A 12,624-nucleotide genomic window follows, 5' to 3' on the forward strand; every position below is an offset into this window, starting at 1 on the left:
TTGCGAGAAACTGCCGGTTTCCCTGGCGGATAACCCGCCTGTCATTGCTCGGCCGCAACTTATATCCGTGACAAGACGCGTCCTGATCGAATTCAAAAGGACTTTGACAGCCTTGCCCCATGTCGCGAGTTGGAGCGCTCATAGCGGAAACGGCAGCCCATTGCAACCGATTCCTTTATTTTTATGGGCCTTGCGGGCCTCACAGCCCGGTAAGAACCTTCTCGATGCTGGCGGTCACATCGTCCATGCTCGCCATGCCGTCCACCGATGAAAGCTTGCCCTTGGCATAGTAGTAACCGATCAGCGGCGCGGTTTCCTTGTAATAGGCCTTCAGGCGCTTCTCGACCGTCTCGCGATTATCATCCGGACGACGCTTGAACTCGGTCGAGCCGCAAACGTCACAGACGCCTTCCACCTTGGGCTTGTGGAATTCGTCATGATAGCCCGCGCCGCATTTGGCGCAGCTATAGCGGCCGGCGATCCGCTCGGCGAGCGTTTCGTCATTCACCTGGATTTCGATCACAGCGTCGAGTGCGATGCCCTTGGCCGCCATCATCTTCTCGGTGGCATCGGCCTGCACCAGGGTGCGCGGGAAGCCGTCGAGGATGAAACCATCCTTGCAGTCTTCCTGATCGATTCGCTCGGACACGATGGCAATGACGATATCGTCCGACACCAGCCCGCCGGCATCCATGACCGCCTTGGCCTTCTTGCCGACCTCGGTCTGCGCAGCCACGGCCGCGCGCAGCATGTCACCGGTGGAAAGCTGCGGAATGCCGTGATTGGCAACGATGCGCTGCGCCTGCGTCCCCTTGCCGGCGCCCGGCGGTCCCAGAAGTATAAGTCTCATCGTCCCCTCTTTCCTCCCCGCAATTTCGATTTCTTGATCAGCCCCTCATACTGCTGGGCAATCAGATGTCCCTGGATCTGCGACACGGTATCCAGCGTCACGCTGACGATAATGAGCAGCGAGGTGCCGCCAAGCGCCAGAGACACGCCGGTGCGGGCCACAAGGATTTCCGGCAGGATGCAGACGAACACCAGATAGATCGCACCGACAACGGTAATGCGAGTCAGAACATAGTCTATGTATTCGGCTGTGCGCTCGCCCGGACGGATGCCCGGAATGAAGCCGCCATGGCGCTTCAGGTTATCCGCCGTCTCCTTCGGGTTGAAGACGATGGCGGTGTAGAAGAAGGCGAAGAACGCGATCAGCAGACCGTAGACGATCATGTAGAGCGCCTGACCATGACCGAGCGATGCGATCACGGCGGTCGCCCAGCTCGGCAGCTCCGAGGAGGTGAAGCCCGCAAGCGTCGCCGGCAGCAGAAGCAGCGAGGACGCGAAGATTGCCGGGATAACGCCCGAGGTGTTGAGCTTCAGCGGCAGGTGCGACGTATCGCCCTGGAACATGCGGTTGCCGACCTGACGCTTCGGATACTGGATCAGAAGCCGGCGCTGGGCGCGCTCCACGAAGACGATCAGCGCGAACACCGCGATCACGACGACGAGAATCAGGATGGTGACGAAAGCGGAGATCGAACCGACGCTCGACAGTTCCAGCATGTTGCCGACGGCCGCCGGAAGGCCGGCAACGATGCCCGAGAAAATGATCAGCGAGATGCCGTTACCGATACCGCGCGAGGTGATCTGCTCGCCGAGCCACATCAGGAACATGGTGCCGCCGACCAGCGTGACGACGGTCGACAGGATGAAGAACCAGCCCGGATCGGTGACGAGGTTATTGCCGGACTGCAGGCCGATCGCAATGCCATAGGCCTGCGCCGTGGCCAGCACCACCGTGCCGTAACGGGTATACTGGTTGATGATCTTGCGGCCCTGCTCGCCTTCCTTCTTCAGCGCTTCCAGCGACGGCACGACGGCGGTCAGGAGCTGCACGATGATCGAGGCCGAGATATAGGGCATGATGCCGAGCGCGAAGATCGCCATGCGCTGCACCGCGCCGCCCGAAAACATGTTGAACATGCCGAGAATGCCTTCGGACTGGCCCTGGAAGGCCTGCGCATAGGCATCGAGATTGATTCCGGGAAGCGGGATATGCGTACCCAGCCGGTACACGAGAAGCGCCAGAAGGGTGAACCAGATCCGCTTCTTCAGATCCGTCGCCTTGGCAAAGGTCGAGAAGTTCAGATTGGATGCGAGTTGTTCCGCTGCAGAAGCCATGCGTATCTCCGCGTCGCCGCACGGCCGCAGAGAAGCGCCCGGTGCGAGAAATTGCCCGATTCGTAACAGGCGACATCGCTCCATTTCGAACGTGGGCCGTCTTCACGATGAACCACCCGCAAGGCAAGTTTGGCAAGCCAGCCGGGTGGCCGAGGCACATATGGAAGAAAAAACGCCCGGTGTGAAGCACTCCGGGCGTAGATTTTTTAAATAGAAGCTGAATTATTCGGCGTTTTTGGCGCCGGAAGCAACGGTGATCGAACCACCGGCCTTTTCGATCTTCTCGATCGCGGCCTTGGAAGCGCCTGCGACTTCGAGCGTCAGCTTGGCCTTCAGCTCGCCGTCGGACAGAACGCGTACGCCGTCCTTGACGCGGCGAATCACGCCGGCTTCCTTGAGGGCTTCGGCATTCACCGTCTTCTTGGCGTCGAGCTTCTTGGCATCGACGGCGGCCTGGAGGCGGCCGAGCGATACTTCAGCGAAGTCCTTCGAAAAGATGTTGACGAAGCCGCGCTTCGGCAGGCGACGATAGATCGGCATCTGACCGCCTTCGAAGCCGTTGATGGCAACGCCCGAACGGGACTTCTGACCCTTGACGCCGCGGCCGCCGGTCTTGCCGGAGCCGGAACCGATGCCACGGCCGAGACGCTTCTTCGAATGCGTCGCGCCTTCGCGATCCTTGATTTCGTTCAGTTTCATGATGTTCTCCCGTCTCACTTCTCGTCGACGACGCGGACGAGATGGGGAATGCTGTTGATCATGCCGCGAACGGAAGGCGTATCTTCCAGAGTGCGCACACGATGCATCTTGTTGAGGCCGAGGCCGATCAGCGTCTGGCGCTGGACGGCGGGACGGCGGATCGGACTGCCGATCTGCTCAACGGTGACAGTCTTCTTCTTGGTGCTAGCTTTGGCCATTGGTGCCTCTCCCCTCACTCGTCGGCGATCGCGCCGGCGGCTTCGCGGCGGGCCTGCAGCGTGGCGTATTTCAGGCCGCGCTGGGCCGCGATGTCCTTGGGATGCATCTGGCTCTTCAGGGCATCAAAGGTGGCGCGAACCATGTTGTAGGGATTGGACGAGCCGGTCGACTTGGCGACGACGTCAGCAACACCCAGGGTTTCGAAAACGGCACGCATCGGACCGCCGGCGATGATCCCGGTACCGGCCTTGGCGGTGCGCAGCAGAACCTTGCCGGCGCCGTGACGGCCCTTGATGTCGTGATGCAGCGTACGTCCGTCGCGCAGCGGCACGAAAATCATTTCGCGCTTGGCGGCTTCCGTCGCCTTGCGGATGGCTTCCGGCACTTCGCGAGCCTTGCCATGGCCGAAACCGACGCGGCCCTTGCCGTCGCCGACGACGACGAGCGCTGCGAAGCCCATGCGGCGACCGCCCTTGACGGTCTTGGCGACGCGATTGATGGCAACGAGCTTGTCAACGAATTCGCTGTCGCGCTCATCCCTGTTGTGGCGATCGTCGCGCGATCCCCTTCTGTCCTGTGCCATTGTCCTGTTCCTTTTTCTTTTCCGGGTGCAATCGGCATATGGAAAGGCCGCTAGCCTCAAGCGTGGCGGCCGGCGAACGGTCGGGCGACTTGGCTCTTGAAGAGCAGTATCGGCCCGCCGGGTGCGAGACGCGCTGAAACGCGCGCCTCATAACTTCATCAGAAGCTCAGACCGCCTTCGCGGGCGCCGTCGGCCAGAGCCTTGACGCGACCGTGAAAGATGTAGGCGCCGCGATCGAACACGACTTCCTTGACGCCGGCCTTGGTGGCGCGCTCGGCGACGAGCTTGCCAACGGCTTCGGCGGCGTCGCGGTCCGCGCCGGTCTTCAGCGAAGACTTGAGCGAAGCGTCGAGCGTCGAGGCGGCAGCCAGCGTACGGCCGGCGGCATCATCGATGATCTGGGCATAGATGTTCTTAGAAGAACGATGGACCGACAGACGCGGGCGGCCGTTGGCGACCTTCTTGAGCTGTCGGCGCACGCGGCTGGCGCGGCGTGCAATGGTTTCTTTCCTGCTTGCCATAACGCGTGATCCTTACTTCTTCTTGCCTTCCTTGCGGACGATGCGCTCTTCCGCGTATTTCACGCCCTTGCCCTTGTAGGGCTCGGGACCGCGATATTCGCGAATGTTCGCAGCGACCTGGCCGACAACCTGCTTGTCGATGCCGGTGACGGTGATTTCCGTCGGCTTCGGGCAAGCAAGCGTGATGCCTTCCGGCGGCTGATAGACAACTTCGTGGGAGAAACCGAGCGAGAGCTGCAGGTTCTTGCCCTGCATTGCCGCGCGGTAACCAACGCCGTTGATCTCGAGCTTGCGCTCGTAACCGTCGGTTACGCCCTTCATGATGTTTTCAACCATGGTCCGGGACATGCCCCACTTGGAGCGGGCTTCCTTGGACTGGTTGATCGGGGAAACGACGATCGCGCCGTCTTCCATCGAAACGCTGACTTCGTCATTGGCGACGAAGAACAGTTCGCCCTTCGGGCCCTTGGCTGTGATCTTCTGGCCGTCCACCGACGCAGTCACACCCTTGGGAACCTGAACGGGCTTTTTACCGATACGAGACATTTGTTTTACCTGTCTGTTTCGCTAGGAGGATCTGCTGCGGCCTTAGAAGACCGAGCAGAGAACCTCGCCACCAACATTCTGTTCGCGCGCCTGGTGATCAGCCATCACACCCTTGGGGGTGGAGAGGATCGTGATACCCAGACCGTTTGCGACCTGCGGAATGGACTTGACCGAGACATAAACCCGGCGGCCCGGCTTGGAAACGCGGGCGATCTCGCGGATCACGGACGCGTTTTCGTAGTACTTCAGCTCGATTTCGATCTCGGACTTGCCGTTGTCGAAGTCGGTCTGGGTGTAGCCGCGGATGTAGCCTTCAGACTGCAGGACATCGAGAACGCGCGCGCGCAGCTTGGAAGCCGGCGTGGTCACGGACGTCTTGCGGCGCGAGGCGCCGTTGCGGATACGGGTGAGCATATCGCCCAGGGGATCGGACATTGCCATGGGGACGCCTCCTTACCAGCTCGACTTGACGACGCCCGGCACTTTGCCGGTGTTGCCAAGGTCACGAAGTGCGATACGGGACATGCCCAGCTTGCGGTAATACGCACGCGGACGACCCGATACTTCGCAACGGTTGCGGATGCGCGTCTTGGAGCCGTCGCGCGGCATGTCGGCAAGCTTCAGGGTCGCGCGGAAGCGCTCCTCGATCGGAAGCTTCTGGTCTTTGATGATCGCCTTCAGCGCGGCACGCTTTTCAGCATCCCGGGCAACCGTCTCGCGGCGGCGCTTGTTCTTTTCGACTGCGCTTGTCTTCGCCATGTCGTTGTTCCTTTTCTACGCTCGTCGTTACGGTTACTTGCGGAACGGGAAGTTGAACGCCGTCAAAAGCGCCCGTGCTTCGTCGTCCGTTGCAGCCGTCGTGCAAACGATAATATCCATGCCCCACATCTGATCGACCTTGTCGTATTCGATCTCGGGAAACACGATGTGCTCCTTGACGCCCATGGCGAAGTTGCCACGCCCGTCAAAGCTCTTCGGATTGAGGCCCCGGAAGTCGCGAACGCGCGGAAGCGCGATGTTGACGAGGCGGTCAACGAATTCATACATGCGGTTGCCGCGCAGCGTCACCTTGGCGCCGATCGGCATGCCTTCGCGGACCTTGAAGCCGGCGATGGAATTGCGGGCATGGGTAACGACCGCCTTCTGACCGGAAATCGCGGCCAGATCGGCAGCGGCATTGGCCGGCTTCTTCGAATCGCCAACAGCTTCGCCGACACCCATGTTGATCACGACCTTGTCCAGACGCGGGATCATCATTTCGTTGGCGTAGGAGAACTGCTCCTGCAGCTGGGCGCGGATCTTTTCGCCGTAAACCTTCTTCAGGCGCGGCTCGTACTTAGCTTCAGCCATCGATCACTTCTCCCGAACGCTTTGCATAGCGGACCTTCTTGTCGCCTTCGACCTTGTAGCCGACGCGGGTCGGCTTGCCGTCCTTGGGATCGGCGATCGCGAGGTTGGACAGATGGATCGGCGCTTCCTTGGCGATGATGCCGGCTTCGGTGGTCTGCGTCTGGCGCTGATGGCGACGCACGACGTTGATGCCGGAAACGACGGCGCGGTCATCCTTCGGGGAAACCGCGACCACTTCACCGGTGCGACCCTTGTCCTTGCCGGCGATGACGACGACCTTGTCGCCCTTCTTGATTCTCTGCATTGTCCGCGCTCCCTTACAGAACTTCAGGAGCCAGGGAGATGATCTTCATATGGCTCTTGCCACGCAGCTCGCGCGGAACCGGCCCGAAGATACGCGTACCAATCGGCTCTTTGTTGTTGTTGATCAAAACGGCGGCATTACCGTCGAAGCGGATGACCGAGCCGTCAGCGCGGCGGATGTCCTTCGCCGTGCGCACGACGACGGCCTTCATCACATCGCCCTTCTTGACGCGTCCGCGCGGAACAGCCTCTTTCACGGATACGACGATGATATCGCCGACCGAGGCATATTTACGCTTGGAGCCGCCCAGAACCTTGATGCACATGACACGACGTGCGCCGGAATTATCCGCCACGTCGAGGTTTGTTTGCATCTGAATCATATCAGGTCGCCTTCTTGTTGTTACCGGCCCGGTTGGGAACACCCCCTAGACCAGCTTAATCGACACGTACGAAGCGCCCGCCTGCCCCAACCTCTGGAGCCTGCGGCCGCTCAAATTCCCTACCCGGCCCTTCGCTCCGCCTTGAGGCGATGCGAGGTCAAGAGCCGGAGCGTCTTGGTGTAGCGTCTTTCAGGACCGCCATGCGGATCGAGGATCCGTCCCAAACCTGGGCAGCGCCCTTACGGAAAAGGCCGCCCGTTGCCGGACGCCCTTTGCACATCTGCCGTGCTACATACAGAAATTTCGCCAAAGCGCAAGGGCCGCGGCGAAATACTGCCGGTATTTACGGATCAGGCGTCGGCGGAAACGGTGGAAACCACCTTCCAGCGCTTGTCCTTGGAAACCGGAGCGCATTCTTCGATGAATACGGTGTCCCCGGTCTTGTACTGGTTGTCGGCGTCGTGCGCCTTGTACTTCTTCGAGCGGCGTACGGTCTTCTGGAGAAGCGGGTGGGCGAAACGACGCTCAACCCGGACGACGACCGTTTTATCGTTCTTGTCGCTAACGACAACGCCTTGCAGGATGCGTTTAGGCATTTTCTTGTCGGTCCCTTACGTTCAGGCCTTGGAGGCCGAAGCCTTCTGGCTTGCGATTGTCTTTACACGCGCGATGTCGCGGCGAACCTGCTTGATGCGGCCCGTCTGCTCCAGCTGACCGGTCGCCTTCTGGAAGCGCAGGTTGAACTGCTCCTTCTTCAGCTTGACGAGTTCGTCCTTGAGCTGGTCTTCGGACATGGCGTGTACGTCAGAGGTTTTCATCAGTACCACTCCTTATTCGGCAATGCGCTGGATGAAGCGCGTCTTGACCGAAAGCTTGGCAGCGCCGAGGCGCAGGGCTTCGCGGGCAATGTCTTCGCTCACGCCGTCAATTTCGAACATGATCCGGCCGGGCTTGACCTTGGCTGCCCAATAGTCGACGCCGCCCTTACCTTTACCCATACGCACTTCGGTCGGCTTGGAGGTGACCGGAACGTCGGGGAAAATACGGATCCATACACGGCCGGCACGCTTCATGTGACGGGTGATCGCGCGGCGGGCCGCCTCGATCTCGCGTGCGTTGACGCGGTTGGGTTCCTGCGCCTTCAGCCCATATTCACCGAAAGCCAGGTCGCTGCCGCCCTTGGCAACGCCATGGATGCGGCCCTTGAACTGCTTGCGGTACTTTGTACGCTTTGGCTGCAACATTTTCTTTTATCTCCGAACTTCGCCGAACGCCTGAAATCAGGCGTTCTCGCGGCGGCGATTGTTGCCGCTGTTACCCTTGTTGTCGCCTTCGGTCGCGCGACGCTCGGAGGCCATCGGATCGTGCTCAAGGATTTCGCCCTTGAAGATCCAGACCTTGATGCCGCAGATGCCGTATGCGGTTTCAGCTTCGGCCGTGCCGTAGTCGATGTCGGCGCGCAGCGTGTGAAGCGGAACGCGGCCTTCGCGATACCATTCGGTACGCGCGATTTCCGCGCCGCCGAGACGGCCGCCGCAAACGATACGGATGCCTTCGGCGCCCATGCGCATGGCGGTCTGAACCGAACGCTTCATGGCGCGGCGGAACGCGATACGGCGCTCGAGCTGCTGAGCGATCGACTGTGCAACCAGCGTGGCGTCGGTTTCCGGCTTGCGCACTTCAACGATGTTGAGGTGCATTTCCGAATCCGTCATCGTGCCGAGCTTGCGGCGCAGCTTTTCGATGTCAGCGCCCTTCTTGCCGATGATCAGGCCCGGACGAGCCGAGTGGATCGTCACGCGGCACTTCTTGTGCGGACGCTCGATCACGACCTTGGAAACGCCGGCCTGCTTCAGTTCCTTCTGAATATAGTTGCGGATCTTCAGGTCTTCGTGAAGAAGCTTGCCATATTCATGGTTGTCTGCGAACCAGCGGCTGTCCCAGGTGCGGTTGATACCGAGGCGGAAGCCGATCGGATTGATTTTCTGACCCATTATGCGGCCTCCTCTTCGACTTCGCGAACGACGATCGTCAGGTGCGAGAATGGCTTCAGGATGCGCGAAGCGCGGCCCCGGCCACGAACCATGAAGCGCTTGGCGACAATCGACTTGCCGACATAGGCTTCTGCGACGATGAGCTGGTCAGGGTCGAGATCGTGGTTGTTTTCTGCATTCGCGATCGCCGATTCCAGCGTCTTGCGGACCGTATCCGAAACCCGCTTCTGCGAGAATTCGAGTTCGGCCAGCGCCCGGTCAACCTTCTTGCCGCGGATCATGGCGGCGACGAGGTTGAGCTTCTGCGGGCTGACGCGGATGGTGCGCGTAACGGCCTGCGCCTCATTTTCCTTAAGCCGGCGCGCGGCTTTTGCCTTGCCCATTGTTACTTCCTCTTCGCCTTCTTGTCGGCGCCGTGACCATAATAGGTACGGGTCGGCGCGAATTCGCCGAACTTGTGGCCGACCATGTCTTCCGATACCGAGACCGGAATGTGTTTCGAACCATTGTAGACGCCGAAGGTGAGACCGACGAACTGCGGCATGATCGTGGAGCGACGGCTCCAGATCTTGATCACTTCGTGGCGGCCGCCTTCACGAACCTTCTCAGCCTTCTTGAGAAGATAGCCGTCAACAAACGGTCCCTTCCATACTGAACGAGCCATTTCAGACTACCTCTCTTATTTCTTCTTCTGGTGGCGCGAACGCATGATGAACTTGTCGGTCGACTTGTTCTTGCGCGTACGCTTGCCCTTGGTGGGCTTGCCCCAGGGCGAGACCGGGTGACGGCCACCCGACGTGCGGCCTTCACCACCACCGTGCGGGTGGTCGATCGGGTTCATGACGACGCCGCGAACATGCGGACGCTTGCCCCGCCAGCGCGAACGACCGGCCTTGCCGTCATTCGTGTTGGAGTGATCGGGGTTCGATACAGCGCCGATCGTTGCAAGGCAAGAGCCCGGCACCAGACGCTGTTCGCCGGAGTTGAGGCGAAGGATCGCCATACCCTGGTCGCGACCGACGAGCTGGACATAGGTGCCTGCCGAACGGGCGATCTGACCGCCCTTGCCCGGCTTCATCTCGACGTTGTGCACGATCGAGCCGACCGGAATGTTCTGCAGCGGCATCGCATTGCCGGGCTTCACGTCGATGGCGCTCTCTGCAGCCTGAACCTTGTCGCCGACAGACAGACGCTGCGGAGCAAGGATATAGGCCAGTTCGCCGTCGGCGTAGTTGATGAGCGCGATGAAGGCCGACCGGTTGGGGTCGTACTCAAGACGCTCGACCGTGCCCTCGACGCCGAACTTGCGACGCTTGAAGTCGATCATGCGATAGGTGCGCTTGTGGCCACCGCCCTGGAAGCGCGCCGTCACGCGGCCATAATTGTTACGGCCACCCTTCGAAGACAGGCCCTGCGTCAAAGCCTTGACGGGCTTGCCCTTGTAAAGCTCCGAACGCTCGACGATCACCAGCTGGCGCTGGCTCGGCGTTGTCGGATTGAATGTTTTCAATGCCATTTTCTCATTCCCTATTGGGTCTTTACCCTAACGGGTCTGTTTCAAACGCCGGTCGTCACGTCCACGGACTGGCCTTCAGCCAGGGTGACGATCGCCTTCTTGACGTCCTTCTGCTTGCCGGAGAAATTCCGGAAGCGCTTGATCTTGCCCTTGCGTACAAGCGTGTTGACCGCCTTGACCTTGACGCCGAAGAGTTCTTCGACGGCGGCCTTGATCTCGGGCTTGCTTGCAGTCTTGGCAACGTTGAACACGACCTGGTTGTTGTCGGAAACAAGGGTCGATTTTTCAGTGATGACCGGCGAAACGATCACGTCGTAATGGCGGATATCGCTCATTTGAACCGCTCCTCCAGAGCTTCGACCGCAGACTTCGACAGCACGAGCTTGCCGCGGCGCAGGATGTCATACACATTGATGCCCTGGACCGGCAGAACATCGATATTCGGAATGTTGCGGGCCGCCAGCTTGAAGTTGCCGTCGACTTCGGAACCGCCGATGATCAGCGCGTTGTCAAGGCCGAGGCCGGTGAACTGCGCGAGCAGCGCCTTGGTCTTGGCTTCCTTGGCGACCAGGTCATCGATGATGATCAGGTCTTCGGACTTCGCCTTGGTCGACAGCGCATGCTTCAGGGCAAGCGCGCGAACCTTCTTCGGCAGATCGTGCGAGTGATCGCGAACGACCGGACCATGGGCAACACCACCGCCGCGGAACTGCGGCGCACGCTTGGCGTGGTGGCGGGCGTTACCCGTGCCCTTCTGCTTGTACATCTTGGCACCGGTCAGCGACACTTCCGAGCGTCCCTTGACCTTGTGCGTGCCCTGACGCTTGGCAGCGAGCTGGTAGCGCACCATGCGGGCGAGAATGTCTTCACGCGGCTCAAGGCCGAAGATCTCGTCCTTCAGGCTGACTTTACCGGCGTCCTTGCCCTCAAGTGTTTTAACTGTGAGATCCATTATTCGGCTCCATTGGTTTCAGCCGCACGCAGGCCGGCAGGCCGCGGCGCATTTTCAGGAACACCGGACTTCACGGCATCGCGAACCGTAATCCAGGCGCCCTTCGAACCGGGAACGGCGCCCTTGACGAGGATCAGGCCGCGCTCTTCATCGGTGCGGACAACCTCGAGGTTCTGCGTGGTGACGCGGGTCTGGCCCATGTGACCGGCCATCTTCTTGCCCTTCCAGACCTTGCCCGGGTCCTGGTTGGAACCGGTCGAGCCGTGCGAGCGGTGCGAAATCGAAACACCGTGGGTGGCGCGAAGACCGCCGAAGTTGTGGCGCTTCATGGCACCGGCAAAACCCTTACCGATGGTGGTGCCGGTGACGTCGACGAGCTGGCCCGACACGAAGTGGCTGGCCGTCAGTTCGGCGCCAACATCGAGCAGGTTCTCTTCCGACACGCGGAATTCGACGAGCTTGGCCTTCGGCTCGACGGAGCCGGCGGCGAAGTGACCGCGCAGAGCCTTCGAGGTGTTCTTGACCTTCGAGCGGCCGGCGCCGAGCTGAACGGCGGTGTAGCCGTTCTTTTCCTTGGTGCGCGTGGAAACGACCTGGCAGCCTTCCATTCGCAAAACTGTTACAGGGATATGCTCTCCTGCGTCTGTGAAGACGCGGGTCATTCCCACCTTCTGTGCTATCACACCTGAACGCATCGGTTCGTTCCTTTTAGAGTTCCGGCCTTCAGCAAAGCCTCCGGCGTGTCTCTTTTTGGGACATCATGCGCGCTTCCATAAAGCGCCCAGCGATTGGTCCCGTTTAGTTATCCCTAACCCTGAAAATCAGAGCTTGATTTCAACGTCCACGCCGGCAGCCAGATCGAGCTTCATCAGCGCGTCAACGGTCTGCGGGGTCGGGTCGACAATGTCGAGCAGGCGCTTGTGGGTGCGCATTTCAAACTGCTCGCGGCTCTTCTTGTCGATATGCGGGCCACGGTTGACCGTGAACTTCTCGATCCGCGTCGGAAGCGGAACCGGACCGCGAACATTGGCGCCCGTGCGCTTTGCCGTCGAAACGATCTCACGCGTGGAGGCATCAAGGATCCGGTGATCAAACGCCTTCAGGCGGATGCGGATATTCTGGCCGTTCATGCGACTCGTCCTTGTCTTGTTCTTATCTCCGCCATCTCTCTTCGATCAGGCGCGTTGCTAACTTGCAGCCCGGGCTTGCCGGCTTTTCAAACATCTGCAGGGGCGGCTGACCCGCCCCTGGCATATTTGCGTCAAGCCCTCAGGCCAGCCGCTTACTTGATGATCGAGGCGACGATGCCGGCGCCGACGGTGCGGCCGCCTTCGCGGATGGCGAAGCGCAGCTTTTCTTCCATCGCGATCGGAA

At 60.5% G+C, this 12,624-nt stretch carries 24 protein-coding genes; all 24 read right to left on the bottom strand.

The genetic code is table 11. From position 1 onward, the window contains the following. Window positions 1-199 precede the first annotated feature (199 nt). Complete coding sequence (locus V6767_RS21235) at window positions 200-850, bottom strand: adenylate kinase (protein WP_448475284.1); 651 nt, start codon at window positions 848-850, stop codon at window positions 200-202. Beyond that, window positions 847-2,184 (bottom strand): preprotein translocase subunit SecY, encoded by a 1,338-nt coding sequence (gene secY, locus V6767_RS21240; RefSeq protein WP_448475285.1) that lies wholly within the window; start codon window positions 2,182-2,184, stop codon window positions 847-849. The genes V6767_RS21235 and secY overlap by 4 nt, the downstream gene beginning before the upstream one ends. A gap of 222 nt (window positions 2,185-2,406) precedes the next feature. Then, window positions 2,407-2,883, bottom strand: coding sequence for a 50S ribosomal protein L15 (gene rplO, locus V6767_RS21245; RefSeq protein ID WP_448475286.1), 477 nt, complete (start codon window positions 2,881-2,883; stop codon window positions 2,407-2,409). Between the two features lie 14 nt (window positions 2,884-2,897). Further along, window positions 2,898-3,101 (bottom strand): 50S ribosomal protein L30, encoded by a 204-nt coding sequence (gene rpmD / locus V6767_RS21250; protein WP_230722723.1) that lies wholly within the window; start codon window positions 3,099-3,101, stop codon window positions 2,898-2,900. Between the two features lie 14 nt (window positions 3,102-3,115). Beyond that, window positions 3,116-3,685, bottom strand: a complete 570-nt coding sequence (rpsE, locus tag V6767_RS21255; RefSeq protein WP_230722722.1) for a 30S ribosomal protein S5 — start codon at window positions 3,683-3,685, stop codon at window positions 3,116-3,118. A gap of 158 nt (window positions 3,686-3,843) precedes the next feature. Next, window positions 3,844-4,206, bottom strand: coding sequence for a 50S ribosomal protein L18 (gene rplR / locus V6767_RS21260; protein WP_448427409.1), 363 nt, complete (start codon window positions 4,204-4,206; stop codon window positions 3,844-3,846). 12 nt (window positions 4,207-4,218) lie between these two features. Beyond that, window positions 4,219-4,752: a 50S ribosomal protein L6 gene (gene rplF / locus V6767_RS21265; RefSeq protein WP_448475287.1), complete on the bottom strand. Its 534-nt coding sequence runs from the start codon at window positions 4,750-4,752 to the stop codon at window positions 4,219-4,221. A 42-nt stretch (window positions 4,753-4,794) separates the two neighbouring features. Continuing rightward, window positions 4,795-5,193 carry a 30S ribosomal protein S8 gene (gene rpsH, locus V6767_RS21270; RefSeq protein ID WP_448427407.1) on the bottom strand — a complete coding sequence of 133 codons (399 nt, stop codon included), beginning with the start codon at window positions 5,191-5,193 and terminating at the stop codon, window positions 4,795-4,797. A 12-nt stretch (window positions 5,194-5,205) separates the two neighbouring features. Further along, the gene (gene rpsN, locus V6767_RS21275) at window positions 5,206-5,511 is read right to left on the bottom strand and encodes a 30S ribosomal protein S14 (RefSeq protein ID WP_448427406.1); all 306 of its coding nucleotides are present in this window, start codon (window positions 5,509-5,511) and stop codon (window positions 5,206-5,208) included. Window positions 5,512-5,544: 33 nt separating this feature from the next. Next, entirely contained in the window at window positions 5,545-6,102 is a 558-nt protein-coding gene (gene rplE, locus V6767_RS21280; protein WP_448427405.1) for a 50S ribosomal protein L5, read from the bottom strand. Next, window positions 6,095-6,406, bottom strand: a complete 312-nt coding sequence (gene rplX, locus V6767_RS21285; RefSeq protein WP_448475288.1) for a 50S ribosomal protein L24 — start codon at window positions 6,404-6,406, stop codon at window positions 6,095-6,097. Before rplX ends, rplE begins: the two co-directional genes overlap by 8 nt. Window positions 6,407-6,419: 13 nt before the next feature. Next, the gene (gene rplN, locus V6767_RS21290; protein ID WP_230722716.1) at window positions 6,420-6,788 is read right to left on the bottom strand and encodes a 50S ribosomal protein L14; all 369 of its coding nucleotides are present in this window, start codon (window positions 6,786-6,788) and stop codon (window positions 6,420-6,422) included. Window positions 6,789-7,138: 350 nt separating this feature from the next. After that, the gene (gene rpsQ, locus V6767_RS21295; protein ID WP_448475289.1) at window positions 7,139-7,384 is read right to left on the bottom strand and encodes a 30S ribosomal protein S17; all 246 of its coding nucleotides are present in this window, start codon (window positions 7,382-7,384) and stop codon (window positions 7,139-7,141) included. Between the two features lie 21 nt (window positions 7,385-7,405). Further along, window positions 7,406-7,606 (bottom strand): 50S ribosomal protein L29, encoded by a 201-nt coding sequence (gene rpmC, locus V6767_RS21300; protein ID WP_448475290.1) that lies wholly within the window; start codon window positions 7,604-7,606, stop codon window positions 7,406-7,408. Between the two features lie 12 nt (window positions 7,607-7,618). Continuing rightward, complete coding sequence (gene rplP, locus V6767_RS21305; RefSeq protein ID WP_018065606.1) at window positions 7,619-8,032, bottom strand: 50S ribosomal protein L16; 414 nt, start codon at window positions 8,030-8,032, stop codon at window positions 7,619-7,621. A gap of 36 nt (window positions 8,033-8,068) precedes the next feature. Next, window positions 8,069-8,782, bottom strand: coding sequence for a 30S ribosomal protein S3 (gene rpsC / locus V6767_RS21310; RefSeq protein WP_448427402.1), 714 nt, complete (start codon window positions 8,780-8,782; stop codon window positions 8,069-8,071). After that, window positions 8,782-9,165: a 50S ribosomal protein L22 gene (gene rplV / locus V6767_RS21315; RefSeq protein ID WP_448427401.1), complete on the bottom strand. Its 384-nt coding sequence runs from the start codon at window positions 9,163-9,165 to the stop codon at window positions 8,782-8,784. Before rplV ends, rpsC begins: the two co-directional genes overlap by 1 nt. 2 nt (window positions 9,166-9,167) lie before the next feature. Next, window positions 9,168-9,446, bottom strand: coding sequence for a 30S ribosomal protein S19 (gene rpsS, locus V6767_RS21320; RefSeq protein WP_018065609.1), 279 nt, complete (start codon window positions 9,444-9,446; stop codon window positions 9,168-9,170). A 15-nt stretch (window positions 9,447-9,461) separates the two neighbouring features. Beyond that, complete coding sequence (gene rplB / locus V6767_RS21325; RefSeq protein ID WP_448475291.1) at window positions 9,462-10,298, bottom strand: 50S ribosomal protein L2; 837 nt, start codon at window positions 10,296-10,298, stop codon at window positions 9,462-9,464. Between the two features lie 41 nt (window positions 10,299-10,339). Further along, entirely contained in the window at window positions 10,340-10,633 is a 294-nt protein-coding gene (locus V6767_RS21330) for a 50S ribosomal protein L23 (protein WP_018065611.1), read from the bottom strand. After that, on the bottom strand, window positions 10,630-11,250 hold the full coding sequence (gene rplD / locus V6767_RS21335; RefSeq protein ID WP_448427399.1) for a 50S ribosomal protein L4: 621 nt from the start codon (window positions 11,248-11,250) through the stop codon (window positions 10,630-10,632). The genes V6767_RS21330 and rplD overlap by 4 nt, the downstream gene beginning before the upstream one ends. Next, window positions 11,250-11,945, bottom strand: a complete 696-nt coding sequence (gene rplC / locus V6767_RS21340; RefSeq protein WP_448427398.1) for a 50S ribosomal protein L3 — start codon at window positions 11,943-11,945, stop codon at window positions 11,250-11,252. The genes rplD and rplC overlap by 1 nt, the downstream gene beginning before the upstream one ends. Window positions 11,946-12,071: 126 nt before the next feature. Next, on the bottom strand, window positions 12,072-12,380 hold the full coding sequence (rpsJ, locus tag V6767_RS21345) for a 30S ribosomal protein S10 (RefSeq protein WP_018065614.1): 309 nt from the start codon (window positions 12,378-12,380) through the stop codon (window positions 12,072-12,074). Between the two features lie 152 nt (window positions 12,381-12,532). Next, window positions 12,533-12,624: EF-Tu C-terminal domain-related protein (locus V6767_RS21350; protein WP_141147572.1), on the bottom strand; the 92-nt coding region annotated here is incomplete at its 5' end.

It is taken from the genome of Martelella sp. FLE1502 (assembly GCF_053484255.1).

Bases quoted from the DNA above. Each gene is read 5' to 3' on its own strand.
- rplR (WP_448427409.1), bottom strand. From the start codon at position 4,206: ATGGCAAGCAGGAAAGAAACCATTGCACGCCGCGCCAGCCGCGTGCGC.
- rpmC (WP_448475290.1), bottom strand. From the start codon at position 7,606: ATGAAAACCTCTGACGTACACGCCATGTCCGAAGACCAGCTCAAGGAC.
- rplC (WP_448427398.1), bottom strand. From the start codon at position 11,945: ATGCGTTCAGGTGTGATAGCACAGAAGGTGGGAATGACCCGCGTCTTC.
- rpsE (WP_230722722.1), bottom strand. From the start codon at position 3,685: ATGGCACAGGACAGAAGGGGATCGCGCGACGATCGCCACAACAGGGAT.
- rpsH (WP_448427407.1), bottom strand. From the start codon at position 5,193: ATGGCAATGTCCGATCCCCTGGGCGATATGCTCACCCGTATCCGCAAC.
- rpsJ (WP_018065614.1), bottom strand. From the start codon at position 12,380: ATGAACGGCCAGAATATCCGCATCCGCCTGAAGGCGTTTGATCACCGG.
- rpsQ (WP_448475289.1), bottom strand. From the start codon at position 7,384: ATGCCTAAACGCATCCTGCAAGGCGTTGTCGTTAGCGACAAGAACGAT.
- rplX (WP_448475288.1), bottom strand. From the start codon at position 6,406: ATGCAGAGAATCAAGAAGGGCGACAAGGTCGTCGTCATCGCCGGCAAG.
- rplP (WP_018065606.1), bottom strand. From the start codon at position 8,032: ATGTTGCAGCCAAAGCGTACAAAGTACCGCAAGCAGTTCAAGGGCCGC.
- rplV (WP_448427401.1), bottom strand. From the start codon at position 9,165: ATGGGCAAGGCAAAAGCCGCGCGCCGGCTTAAGGAAAATGAGGCGCAG.
- V6767_RS21235 (WP_448475284.1), bottom strand. From the start codon at position 850: ATGAGACTTATACTTCTGGGACCGCCGGGCGCCGGCAAGGGGACGCAG.
- rpsN (WP_448427406.1), bottom strand. From the start codon at position 5,511: ATGGCGAAGACAAGCGCAGTCGAAAAGAACAAGCGCCGCCGCGAGACG.
- rpsC (WP_448427402.1), bottom strand. From the start codon at position 8,782: ATGGGTCAGAAAATCAATCCGATCGGCTTCCGCCTCGGTATCAACCGC.
- secY (WP_448475285.1), bottom strand. From the start codon at position 2,184: ATGGCTTCTGCAGCGGAACAACTCGCATCCAATCTGAACTTCTCGACC.
- rplD (WP_448427399.1), bottom strand. From the start codon at position 11,250: ATGGATCTCACAGTTAAAACACTTGAGGGCAAGGACGCCGGTAAAGTC.
- rplN (WP_230722716.1), bottom strand. From the start codon at position 6,788: ATGATTCAGATGCAAACAAACCTCGACGTGGCGGATAATTCCGGCGCA.
- V6767_RS21330 (WP_018065611.1), bottom strand. From the start codon at position 10,633: ATGAGCGATATCCGCCATTACGACGTGATCGTTTCGCCGGTCATCACT.
- rplF (WP_448475287.1), bottom strand. From the start codon at position 4,752: ATGTCTCGTATCGGTAAAAAGCCCGTTCAGGTTCCCAAGGGTGTGACT.
- rplE (WP_448427405.1), bottom strand. From the start codon at position 6,102: ATGGCTGAAGCTAAGTACGAGCCGCGCCTGAAGAAGGTTTACGGCGAA.
- rpmD (WP_230722723.1), bottom strand. From the start codon at position 3,101: ATGGCCAAAGCTAGCACCAAGAAGAAGACTGTCACCGTTGAGCAGATC.
- rplB (WP_448475291.1), bottom strand. From the start codon at position 10,298: ATGGCATTGAAAACATTCAATCCGACAACGCCGAGCCAGCGCCAGCTG.
- rpsS (WP_018065609.1), bottom strand. From the start codon at position 9,446: ATGGCTCGTTCAGTATGGAAGGGACCGTTTGTTGACGGCTATCTTCTC.
- rplO (WP_448475286.1), bottom strand. From the start codon at position 2,883: ATGAAACTGAACGAAATCAAGGATCGCGAAGGCGCGACGCATTCGAAG.